At 62.7% G+C, this 10,348-nt stretch carries 11 protein-coding genes and 1 riboswitch; of the genes, 6 read left to right on the plus strand and 5 right to left on the minus strand.

Annotated features, from left to right (window positions below):
• Positions 1–36: 36 nt before the first annotated feature.
• Positions 37–245: riboswitch (cobalamin riboswitch) on the minus strand.
• A gap of 170 nt (positions 246–415) precedes the next feature.
• The 5 genes from ACF8R3_RS11380 (at position 416) to ACF8R3_RS11400 (ending at position 6,078) form a co-directional block, all read left to right on the plus strand.
• Complete coding sequence (locus ACF8R3_RS11380; protein WP_392515616.1) at positions 416–895, plus strand: tyrosine-type recombinase/integrase; 480 nt, start codon at positions 416–418, stop codon at positions 893–895.
• Positions 896–931: 36 nt separating this feature from the next.
• Positions 932–2,719, plus strand: a complete 1,788-nt coding sequence (locus ACF8R3_RS11385) for an N-acetylglutaminylglutamine amidotransferase (protein ID WP_058605634.1) — start codon at positions 932–934, stop codon at positions 2,717–2,719.
• Positions 2,720–2,723: 4 nt separating this feature from the next.
• A complete protein-coding gene (gene ngg, locus ACF8R3_RS11390) occupies positions 2,724–4,469 on the plus strand; it encodes an N-acetylglutaminylglutamine synthetase (protein ID WP_058637556.1) in 1,746 nt (581 codons plus the stop codon).
• Positions 4,470–4,580: 111 nt separating this feature from the next.
• Positions 4,581–5,765, plus strand: coding sequence for an osmoprotectant NAGGN system M42 family peptidase (locus tag ACF8R3_RS11395; RefSeq protein ID WP_058605636.1), 1,185 nt, complete (start codon positions 4,581–4,583; stop codon positions 5,763–5,765).
• A gap of 85 nt (positions 5,766–5,850) precedes the next feature.
• The gene (locus ACF8R3_RS11400) at positions 5,851–6,078 is read left to right on the plus strand and encodes a YheU family protein (RefSeq protein WP_023533767.1); all 228 of its coding nucleotides are present in this window, start codon (positions 5,851–5,853) and stop codon (positions 6,076–6,078) included.
• Between the two features lie 29 nt (positions 6,079–6,107).
• Here ACF8R3_RS11400 and csrA read toward each other — a convergent pair whose 3' ends face one another.
• Both csrA and ACF8R3_RS11410 read right to left on the minus strand, forming a co-directional pair.
• Positions 6,108–6,308 carry a carbon storage regulator CsrA gene (csrA, locus tag ACF8R3_RS11405; protein ID WP_058637555.1) on the minus strand — a complete coding sequence of 67 codons (201 nt, stop codon included), beginning with the start codon at positions 6,306–6,308 and terminating at the stop codon, positions 6,108–6,110.
• Between the two features lie 129 nt (positions 6,309–6,437).
• Positions 6,438–7,247 (minus strand): SDR family oxidoreductase, encoded by an 810-nt coding sequence (locus tag ACF8R3_RS11410; RefSeq protein ID WP_326384158.1) that lies wholly within the window; start codon positions 7,245–7,247, stop codon positions 6,438–6,440.
• 224 nt (positions 7,248–7,471) lie between these two features.
• Here ACF8R3_RS11410 and ACF8R3_RS11415 point away from each other — a divergent pair, with 224 nt between their 5' ends.
• Positions 7,472–7,624 (plus strand): DUF3309 family protein, encoded by a 153-nt coding sequence (locus ACF8R3_RS11415; RefSeq protein WP_012271016.1) that lies wholly within the window; start codon positions 7,472–7,474, stop codon positions 7,622–7,624.
• Positions 7,625–7,674: 50 nt separating this feature from the next.
• On the opposite strand, the gene ACF8R3_RS11420 is transcribed toward ACF8R3_RS11415, so the two are convergent.
• The 3 genes from ACF8R3_RS11420 to ACF8R3_RS11430 form a co-directional block, all read right to left on the minus strand.
• Positions 7,675–9,339, minus strand: a complete 1,665-nt coding sequence (locus ACF8R3_RS11420; protein WP_392515617.1) for a cation acetate symporter — start codon at positions 9,337–9,339, stop codon at positions 7,675–7,677.
• Complete coding sequence (locus ACF8R3_RS11425) at positions 9,336–9,647, minus strand: DUF485 domain-containing protein (RefSeq protein ID WP_058605639.1); 312 nt, start codon at positions 9,645–9,647, stop codon at positions 9,336–9,338. The genes ACF8R3_RS11420 and ACF8R3_RS11425 overlap by 4 nt, the downstream gene beginning before the upstream one ends.
• Before the next feature lie 450 nt (positions 9,648–10,097).
• The gene (locus ACF8R3_RS11430) at positions 10,098–10,241 is read right to left on the minus strand and encodes a hypothetical protein (protein WP_193754981.1); all 144 of its coding nucleotides are present in this window, start codon (positions 10,239–10,241) and stop codon (positions 10,098–10,100) included.
• Positions 10,242–10,348: the final 107 nt, after the last annotated feature.

Raw genomic sequence — 10,348 nt, forward strand, 5'->3', positions numbered from 1 at the left:
CCCACGGAAACCGGCCTGCGCCCGCCCACCGCGGGTTTGCCAAATAAGGCTTCAGGCCGGTCTCCGGGCTCGCGAGGGTCATGATGCCGTCACCTTCCCATGCCGGCGGCACAGTGGTCTGTCGAAAGCATCGCTCGCATACCGTTGCGGGGGCAGCGCCGGACTGATCACCCTGGGGTGACGAACCGGCTTCCCGTTTCACCCCATGCACGGCGGCAGGGGGCACCTGAAACAGGCGCGCAGATGACCATCAAAATCGTTCCGGGTCAATATCTCGTGCCAATGGCCGTCATGGATTAACCGCCACCCAGCATCGACGAACGGCATTTCGATGATTCATACCGCCTGATTGGCGGGCTTCAACCGAGCCTGCGAAAGCGTGTTCAGGCGGGCGCAGCGCTGGGTTGGAGAGCGATTGATCGGTGCCCTGAACAGGGCCGATGCCGGGGGGCTTGGGCTACTGGGAATCCTCGAAAATCGCACCAAAACCAAGCGCACACGCAAAGTTTTATTGAACGATCGGGCCTTGTACGCCCTCGAAAAACCCAGACCGCTCACCGAGGCGCGTTCAGATGATGTGTTCGCGCCCAGTGGGACAGGCGACCGCTCGGCGCTGTTCAGACGCCCCGAAGCGAGTCAAAAACGTTACTGGCTGGCAGCTTCGCGGATGCTTGGTATCAGGCCCCGCAGGATGCACGACACGCGCCACACGTACGCAACCATGTGCCTGGTGGCCGGCATGAACCCGGCATTCATCGCCGCGCAACTCGGGCACAGCGTGCAGGTGCTGCTCTCCATGCGCCAGGTGGATCAACGCCCCAACGACTGGGCGCAGTTTGATCAGCCTAAGCCTGCGGGAAGCAGTACAAATGCGGTACGCGCGAAAACCCAGTGACGCCATGAGTGCCGAAACTCAAAGGGTTTACGTTACATGTGCGGACTAGCTGGAGAATTGCGTTTCACCCCCCTCGGTCAAGCCCCTCGCCCAGCCGACCTGGCTGCCGTTGAGCGAATCACTCATCACCTGGCGCCACGTGGCCCGGATGCGTGGGGCTTTTACAGCCAGGGGCCAATCGCCCTCGGCCACCGTCGCCTGAAAATCATGGACCTGTCCGACGGCTCGGCCCAACCCATGCAGGACAGCACCCTGGGCCTGTCACTGGCCTTCAACGGCGCCATCTACAACTTCCCCGAATTGCGCCAGGAGCTGCTGGACCTGGGCTATAGCTTCTGGTCCGACGGCGACACGGAGGTGCTGCTCAAGGGGTACCACGCCTGGGGCGAGGCCCTGCTGCCCAAGCTCAACGGCATGTTCGCCCTGGCTATCTGGGAGCGCGACAGCCAGCGCCTGTTCCTGGCCCGTGACCGCCTGGGCGTAAAGCCCCTGTACCTCTCGCGCAACGGCGAGCGCCTGCGCTTTGCATCGACCTTGCCGGCGCTGCTCAAAGGGGGCGACATCGACCCGATGCTCGACCCGGTGGCGCTGAACCACTACCTGAATTTCCATGCCGTGGTCCCGGCGCCGCGCACGCTGCTGGCCAACGTGCAAAAGCTCGAACCCGGCACCTGGATGCGCATCGACCGCCACGGCGAAGTCGAGCGCAGCACTTGGTGGCAACTCCAGTACGGCCCTAACCCGGATGAGCGTGACCTGACCCTGGAGGATTGGACCACACGGGTCCTTGACGCCACCCGCGATGCGGTTGCCATTCGCCAGCGCGCTGCGGTCGACGTGGGCGTGCTGCTCTCCGGCGGTGTCGATTCCAGCCTGCTGGTCGGCCTGCTGCGCGAAGTGGGCGTGGATGACCTGTCGACCTTCTCCATCGGTTTCGAGGACGCAGGCGGCGAGCGCGGCGATGAATTCCAGTATTCGGACCTGATCGCCAAGCACTACGGTACCCGCCACCATCAACTGCGCATTGCCGAGCACGAGATCATCGATCAGTTGCCTGCGGCGTTTCGCGCCATGAGCGAGCCGATGGTCAGCCATGACTGCATCGCCTTCTACCTGCTGTCGCGCGAAGTGGCCAAGCACTGCAAGGGCGTGCAGAGCGGCCAGGGCGCCGATGAGCTGTTTGCCGGCTACCACTGGTACCCGCAGGTCGATGGCGCCAACGATGCATTCGCGGCGTACCGCGAAGCGTTCTTCGACCGCAGCCATGCCGAATACCGTGACACCGTGCAGCCGGCCTGGCAGCTGGAGAACGATGCTGCTGGCGACTTCGTCCGTGAACACTTCGCCCGCCCTGGCGCTGACGCGGCCGTAGACAAGGCTCTGCGTCTGGACAGCACGGTGATGCTGGTGGACGACCCGGTCAAGCGTGTGGACAACATGACCATGGCCTGGGGCCTGGAGGCCCGTACGCCGTTTCTGGACTACCGCCTGGCAGAGCTGTCGGCTCGCATTCCGGCACGCTTCAAGCTGCCCGACGGCGGCAAGCAGGTGCTCAAGGAGGCGGCGCGCCGGGTGATTCCGCATGAAGTCATCGACCGCAAGAAGGGTTACTTCCCGGTGCCTGGCCTCAAGCACCTCGAAGGCGCCACCCTGGGTTGGGTACGCGACCTGCTGACCGACCCGAGCCAGGACCGCGGCCTGTTCAATCCGGCCATGATCGACCGTCTGCTGAGCAACCCGCACGGCCAGCTTACCCCCCTGCGCGGCTCCAAACTGTGGCAGTTGGCGGCGCTGAACCTGTGGCTGACCGAACAAGGACTCTGAACCCATGAAAGCCCACGAAACGGCCTATGGCCAGCGCCTGCTGCGCGGCCAGGCGCCCTCTTACGAGCGCCTGCAGGCACGCCTTGCGGGCGATGGCAGCGAGCCCCACGACCAGCCACGTGCCCTGCACTGTGGCTGGGGACGGCTACTGATCGGGCATACCTATGCCGACCCGGCCAAACTGGCCGAAGACCTGTTGGGCGAATGCCGCGGCGAACGCGACATTGCCCTGTACGTGGCGGCACCCCAGCAGGTGCTGGCCCACGCACCGCAGCAACTGTTCCTGGACCCCTCGGACACCCTGCGCCTGTGGTTTACCGACTATCGCCCGGCACAACGGGTATTTCGCGGCTTTCGCGTGCGTCGGGCGCAGAACCCCAGTGACTGGCAAGCCATCAACACGCTCTACCAGGCACGCGGCATGCTGCCCGTGGACCCTGAGCTGCTCACCCCGCGGCACCTGGGCGGACCGGTGTACTGGCTGGCCGAAGACGAAGACAGTGGCGCGATCATCGGCAGTGTCATGGGCTTGAACCATGCCAAGGCCTTCGATGACCCGGAACACGGCAGCAGCCTGTGGTGCCTGGCCGTAGACCCGCACTGCACCCGTCCTGGGGTGGGTGAAGTGCTGGTGCGCCACCTGATCGAGCACTTCATGAGCCGCGGCCTGGCCTACCTGGACCTGTCGGTGTTGCACGACAACCGCCAGGCCAAGCGCTTGTACGAAAAACTGGGCTTTCGCAACCTGCCCACGTTCGCCGTCAAGCGCAAGAACGTCATCAACGAGCGCCTGTTCCTGGGCCCTGGCCCACAGGCTGACCTCAACCCCTATGCGCGCATCATCGTCGATGAGGCCCTGCGCCGGGGTATCGAGGTGCAGGTGTGCGACGCCGCTGCCGGTCTGTTCACCCTGAGCCTGGGCGGTCGCCGCGTACGCTGCCGGGAGTCGCTCAGCGACCTGACCAGCGCCGTGACCATGACCTTGTGCCAGGACAAGCGCCTGACCCAACACGCCCTGCACAATGCAGGTCTGCTGGTGCCAGCGCAGCAACTGGCCGGTAACGCCGATGACAACCTGGCGTTCCTCGAAGACCACGGCGCGGTCGTGGTCAAACCCGTGGATGGCGAACAGGGCCAAGGCGTTGCGGTCAACCTCACGACCATCGAAGATGTCACGCGTGCGGTCGAACACGCTCGACAGTTCGACAGCCGCGTGCTGTTGGAAAGCTTCCATGCCGGGCACGACTTGCGCATCGTGGTCATCGGCTATGAAGTGGTCGCGGCCGCGATTCGCCATCCGGCGCAGGTGATGGGCGATGGTACGCACAGCATCCGCGCGCTGATCGATGCACAAAGCCGGCGGCGCCAGGCGGCCACTGGCGGCGAAAGCAAGATCCCAGTAGACGGTGAGACCGAGCGCACGTTGGCCGCGGCCGGCTTTGGGTATGAGGATGTGTTGCCCGCGGGCCGCCAGCTGGCCGTGCGGCGCACCGCTAATCTGCACACCGGCGGCACGCTCGAAGATGTCACGGCACGCCTTCACCCTACCCTCGCCGATGCGGCCATCCGTGCAGCGCGGGCACTGGAGATACCCGTGGTGGGCCTCGATTTCATGGTCAAGGATGCCAGCGAACCCGACTACGTCATCATCGAGGCCAACGAGCGTGCAGGCCTGGCCAACCACGAGCCGCAACCGACGGCAGAACGCTTCATCGACCTGCTGTTCCCCCATAGCAGGCCGCTGGCCTGATACACCCATGCTTCGCTCGGACGGGAGCCCGGCGCCGGCGCCGGCGCCGCTCCCGCTCGACCGTGACGACCGGATCATCCAACGCTTTTTCAACCGACCGGAGGCCTGGACATGTCTGAACGACATCCCGAACCCGATCTCGAGTACCTCAAGCGCGTCTTGCTGGAAATGCTCGCCATCCCCAGCCCTACAGGCTTCACCGACACCATCGTGCGCTACGTGGCCGAGCGCCTGGACGAGCTGGGCATTCCCTACGAACTGACCCGACGCGGCACCATTCGCGCCACCCTCAAAGGGCGTCAAAGCTCCCCGGACCGCGCCGTCTCCGCGCACCTGGACACCATCGGCGCCAGCGTGCGCCAGGTGCAGGACAACGGTCGCCTGGCCCTGGCGCCGGTGGGCTGCTGGTCCAGCCGCTTCGCCGAAGGCAGCCGCGTCAGCGTGTTCACCGATGCAGGCGTATTTCGTGGCAGCGTACTGCCACTGATGGCCAGCGGGCATGCCTTCAATACCGCCATCGACCAGATGCCCATCAGTTGGGATCATGTGGAAGTGCGCCTGGATGCCTACTGTGCCACCCGTGCCGATTGCGAGGCGCTGGGCATAGGGATCGGCGACTTCGTGGCCTTCGACCCGCTGCCCGAGTTCACCGACAGCGGGCATATCAGCGCCCGCCACCTGGACGACAAGGCCGGGGTCGCTGCCTTGTTGGCCGCCTTGAAAGCCGTGGTGGAAAGTGGCCGCCAGCCGCTGATCGATTGCCACCCGCTGTTCACCATCACCGAAGAAACCGGCTCGGGAGCCGCCGGCGCCCTGCCCTGGGATGTCAGCGAGTTCGTCGGGATCGACATCGCCCCGGTCGCGCCCGGCCAGGCCTCCAGTGAGCACGCCGTCAGCGTGGCCATGCAGGATTCGTCCGGGCCGTACGACTACCACTTGTCTCGACACCTGCTCAAGCTCGCAGGCGAACAGGAATTGCCGGTACGCCGCGACCTGTTCCGCTACTACTTCAGTGATGCCCATTCGGCGGTGACCGCGGGCCATGACATCCGCACGGCGCTGGTCGCCTTCGGCTGCGATGCCACCCACGGCTATGAGCGCACGCACATCGACAGCCTGGCCGCGTTGAGCCAATTGTTGTCGGCCTACCTGTTGAGCCCGCCCGTGTTTGCCAGCGACTCGCAGCCAGCCAATGCGTCACTTGAGCGCTTCAGTCATCAGCTCGAACACGATGCGCAGATGGAGAGCGACACGCGCGTGCCGGCGGTGGACAGCCTGGTCGGTCAGAAGACCTGACAGCAAGTGCGGGACCGCCTGGCGGGCGGTCCCTGCGCCATCGAAATCGCGTAGGATGCCTACAACTCATTCAGACACGTTACCCATGCTGATTCCCTACGAACACTTGCAAGCCGACACCCTCACCCGCCTGATCGAGGACTTCGTGACCCGCGACGGCACCGACAATGGTGATGACACGCCGTTGGAAACCCGTGTGCTGAGGGTCCGCCAGGCGCTGGCCAAGGGGCAGGCGTTCATCCTGTTCGACCCTGAAAGCCAGCAGTGCCAGCTGCTGGCCAAGCACGACGTGCCTCGCGAACTGCTGGAGTAAGGCACATGCGGGACGACTTCCAGGCGGCCTTATGAAGCCTTGTGCGCCCGGCGCGCCCTGGTACATTGCGTTTCCTTGATGCGCCTGTAGACTTCGGCGCGGTGCACCGGCACCTCCCGGGGTGCATCGACACCGAAGCGCACCACCCCGTCCCGGGTCTCTACCACCATGATTCGGATGTCATCGCCGATCATGATGACCTCACCCACTTCGCGTCCTATTACCAACATGTTCCGGTTCTCCAGCGAAAGGGAAAACCGGAGCGTGCAGCTTCGCCATTTGGCTACTCAATACTTCCACCCTCATTCAGAAAGACCCGACACGGCTAGGAAACCTTTCTTACAGAGCCGCCTTACTCCTTAATGGGTTCGGGCCTTCGCACGCATCTTCACTGCCATGTCGGCCATTTCATCGTACAGCCGTTCAGGTGCCTGGCATTTCAACGCCCAGGCCTGGCGCCCCGCTTCGTGGGGCAGGATCAGAAACTGCCCGTCAGCCACCTGGTGGTAGATGCACTCGGCGATATCGCTGGCACTGATGGGCGAGCCTTCCAGCAACTTGCCAACCTGCGCTTTCATGGCCGGGTCCGGCCCACGGAACGAATCCAGCAGGTTGGTCTGGAAAAATGACGGGCAGACCACGTGCACACCCACCCCAAGTTGGCGCAGCTCCACCAGCAGGCTTTCCGAGAGCGCCAGCACTCCCGCCTTGGCGACGTTGTAATTGCTCATGCCTGGGCCCTGCATGAGCGCTGCCATGGAGGCGATGTTGACGATGCGCCCTTTGCTGCGCTCAAGCAGCGGCAGAAAAGCCTTGCAGCCCTTGACCACGCCCATGAGGTTTACCGAGATCTGCCAGTCCCAGTCTTCGAGCGACAACTCGGCGAAGAACCCGCCTGATGCCACCCCGGCGTTATTGACGATCACATCGATGCCGTCGAAGTGCTCCTCGCACGCCTGTGCCAGCGCGGTGAGCTGGCTGTAGTCGCGTACATCGCACCGTTGCACGAACCCGTCCCCGCCCGCGGCACGCACCATTTCAAGCGTCTGGCGTAGGCCAGCCTCGCTGATGTCGGCCAACGCCAGGCGCCAGCCTTCGCGCGCCCAACGCAGGGCAATTTCGCGGCCCAGCCCAGAGCCTGCGCCAGTGATCATGATGCGCTTATGCATGGCGACTGCCTTTTTTCAGAGGGTGTGGCCCCAGTCTAATCAAGCCGATGCCCAGGGCGGGTGCTTATCAGGCAAGTGAATGAGCGGCCATGAACCGCCCGCTGCGCACAAAGACGGGGCGATGGCCAACACGCCGATGGAATCTTTCACAAGCGGCGTCGGTCATTAATTACAAGAGGCCGGCAACCTGGGCCCTTGACCCTCAACCACGCAAGGACTCCTCCATGACCACGATTCTCATCATCATCCTGATCCTCCTGTTGATTGGCGGCTTGCCGGTGTTCCCGCACTCGCGCAGCTGGGGTTATGGCCCGTCCGGCATCGTCGGTGTGGTGCTGGTGATCTTGCTGGTGTTGTTGTTGCTCGGCATGATCTAGTGAAGCAAAAAAAAAACCGCGCCGAGGCGCGGTTTTTTCATGCCTGCGAATCAGTGCGATACCGCCCCTGAAGCGCCCAGGCCAGTCTGCGAGCGCACGAACTGCGAGAAGAACAGCGCCCGCTCGTTTTCGGCAGCCGTGGACTTGTCGGTGATCGAGAAGAACCAGATGCCCACGAAGGCGATCAGCATCGAGAACAAGGCTGGGTACTCGTAAGGGTAAATGGCTTTCTCGTGGCCAAGGATCTGCACCCAGATGGTCGGGCCGAGCACCATCAGCGTCACTGCACTGATCAGGCCTAGCCAGCCGCCAATCATGGCGCCACGGGTGGTCAGTTTCTTCCAGTACATCGAGAGCAGCAGTACGGGGAAGTTGCAGCTGGCCGCAATGGAGAAGGCCAGGCCCACCATGAAGGCGATGTTCTGCTTCTCGAACAGAATGCCCAGGCCGATGGCCAGGACGCCCAGCGCAACGGTGGTGATCTTCGAGACGCGGATTTCGTCCTTGTCGTTGGCCTTGCCCTTGCGCCACACGCTGGCGTACAGGTCATGGGACACGGCCGAAGCGCCCGCCAGGGTCAGGCCCGCCACGACCGCCAGGATGGTGGCGAAGGCCACGGCGGAGATGAAGCCCAGGAACACACTCCCGCCAACGGCATTGGCCAAGTGCACGGCGGCCATGTTGTTACCGCCCAGCAAGGCGCCGGCTGCGTCCTTGAAGTCCGGGTTGGTGCTGACCAACAGGATCGCGCCGAAGCCGATGATGAAGGTCAGGATGTAGAAGTAGCCGATGAAACCGGTGGCGTAGAGCACGCTCTTGCGGGCTTCCTTGGCATCGCTGACGGTGAAGAAGCGCATCAGGATGTGTGGCAGGCCAGCCGTACCGAACATCAGGGCCAGGCCCAGCGAGAAGGCCGAGATGGGGTCCTTGACCAGACCGCCGGGGCTCATGATGGCCTCGCCCTTGGCATGCACCTTGATGGCTTCGGAGAACAGGGTGTTGAAGTCAAAGCCTACGTGCTTCATCACCATCAGCGCCATGAAGCTTGCACCCGACAGCAACAGCACCGCCTTGATGATCTGTACCCAGGTAGTGGCCAGCATGCCGCCGAACAGCACGTACAGGCACATCAGGATACCGACCAGAATCACGGCCACGTGGTAGTCCAGGCCGAACAGCAGTTCGATCAACTTGCCTGCACCTACCATCTGTGCGATCAGGTAAAAGGCCACCACCACCAGCGACCCTGAGGCGGACAGGGTGCGGATCTGCTTTTGCCCCAGGCGATAGGAGGCGACGTCGGCGAAGGTGTATTTGCCCAGGTTACGCAGGCGCTCGGCGATCAGGAAAAGGATGATCGGCCAACCTACCAGGAAGCCAATGGAGTAGATCAAGCCATCGTAGCCGGAGGTGAACACCAAGGCGGAAATACCCAGGAACGAGGCTGCCGACATGTAGTCGCCGGCAATGGCCAGGCCGTTCTGGAACCCGGTGATGCGACCACCGGCAGCGTAGTAGTCCGAGGCGGACTTGTTGCGCTTGGAAGCCCAGTAGGTGATGCCCAGGGTGAAGGCCACGAAGGCCACGAACATGGCGATGGCAGAAACGTTCAGCGGTTGTTTCTGCACCTCGCCGGTCAGGGCATCGGCAGCCCACACGGCGGGTGCAAAGACGCCGCAGGCCAGAACGGCCAGTGTCTTGGCAGGACGAATCATTGTTGCGCCTCCTTCAGGATGGCCTTGTTCAACTCATCGAATTCGCCGTTGGCACGGCGCACATAGATGGCGGTCAGGACAAATGCCGAGATGATCAGCCCGACGCCCAGGGGAATGCCCCAGGTGATCGATGAATCAGGGCTGATCTTGGCGCCCAGTATCTGGGGGCCGTAGGCGATCAGAAGGATGAAAGCGCAATAGAGCCCGAGCATGATCGCCGAGAGTATCCAGGCGAACCGTTCGCGCTTGCTGACCAGCTCCTTGAAACGGGGGCTGTTTTGTATCGAGAGGTAAATGCTGTCGTTCATTGTTTTTGTCCTAGCAGCACAGAGAGGGAATGTAACCCACACCCTTACTTTATGCGGCTGTTGGACGGCAACCAGACGACCTTAGTCTTAGATGCAACGGTGTTTTACCGATTGCGTAACAACGCGGGCGACCAACGTGGGTTTGGCAGGGTCTGCCAGTGGGCGCCATGGTGCTTGTAGGGCGTCACTAAAGCGTTGGGTCCCAACTCCCCGCAGGCAGGATCTGTGCCTGACCTCGTGTATAGAGAGCCCCCGGATCATTGCCCAGCACCGAGCGTACAGAGATATCGATAAATCGGACTTCGCACTACATCTGCTCCAAGGTTGTAGGCGGCGAGGGTGTGGTGGTCGGTGGGTTATTAGTAATCTGCTACGTGGCTTATAGTGTGCCCATTGTTTGAATCGAACCACCTTGAATTTTCCATAACTGCAAATAAGCAATCTAGCAACTCAGAGGATCTTGTTAAGGCACTCTATGCCCCTGCTGTTGATCTTGATCTTGATCTTGATCTTGATCTTGATCTTGATCTTGATCTTGATCTTCGCGACTTCAGAAGGCCGAACGCAGGGCTTGCGGAGGGAGGTGACAGGCATGGATGCCTGTCAAGCGCTGGGCCCCAGGAAGGGGCCTACAGCGCGGTCCTCCCGGGAGCAAGACCGGAGTGAGGGAACCCCGAAGCGCAGCGTAGGGGCCGTATGAA

The organism is Pseudomonas sp. FYR_7, from assembly GCF_043106155.1.
Taxonomy (GTDB): Bacteria; Pseudomonadota; Gammaproteobacteria; order Pseudomonadales; family Pseudomonadaceae; genus Aquipseudomonas; species Aquipseudomonas parafulva_B.

Bases quoted from the DNA above. Each gene is read 5' to 3' on its own strand.
- ACF8R3_RS11400 (WP_023533767.1), top strand. From the start codon at position 5,851: ATGCTGATTCCCTACGAACACTTGCAAGCCGACACCCTCACCCGCCTG.
- ACF8R3_RS11395 (WP_058605636.1), top strand. From the start codon at position 4,581: ATGTCTGAACGACATCCCGAACCCGATCTCGAGTACCTCAAGCGCGTC.
- ACF8R3_RS11385 (WP_058605634.1), top strand. From the start codon at position 932: ATGTGCGGACTAGCTGGAGAATTGCGTTTCACCCCCCTCGGTCAAGCC.
- ACF8R3_RS11415 (WP_012271016.1), top strand. From the start codon at position 7,472: ATGACCACGATTCTCATCATCATCCTGATCCTCCTGTTGATTGGCGGC.
- csrA (WP_058637555.1), bottom strand. From the start codon at position 6,308: ATGTTGGTAATAGGACGCGAAGTGGGTGAGGTCATCATGATCGGCGAT.
- ACF8R3_RS11425 (WP_058605639.1), bottom strand. From the start codon at position 9,647: ATGAACGACAGCATTTACCTCTCGATACAAAACAGCCCCCGTTTCAAG.
- ngg (WP_058637556.1), top strand. From the start codon at position 2,724: ATGAAAGCCCACGAAACGGCCTATGGCCAGCGCCTGCTGCGCGGCCAG.
- ACF8R3_RS11420 (WP_392515617.1), bottom strand. From the start codon at position 9,339: ATGATTCGTCCTGCCAAGACACTGGCCGTTCTGGCCTGCGGCGTCTTT.
- ACF8R3_RS11430 (WP_193754981.1), bottom strand. From the start codon at position 10,241: ATGCCTGTCACCTCCCTCCGCAAGCCCTGCGTTCGGCCTTCTGAAGTC.
- ACF8R3_RS11410 (WP_326384158.1), bottom strand. From the start codon at position 7,247: ATGCATAAGCGCATCATGATCACTGGCGCAGGCTCTGGGCTGGGCCGC.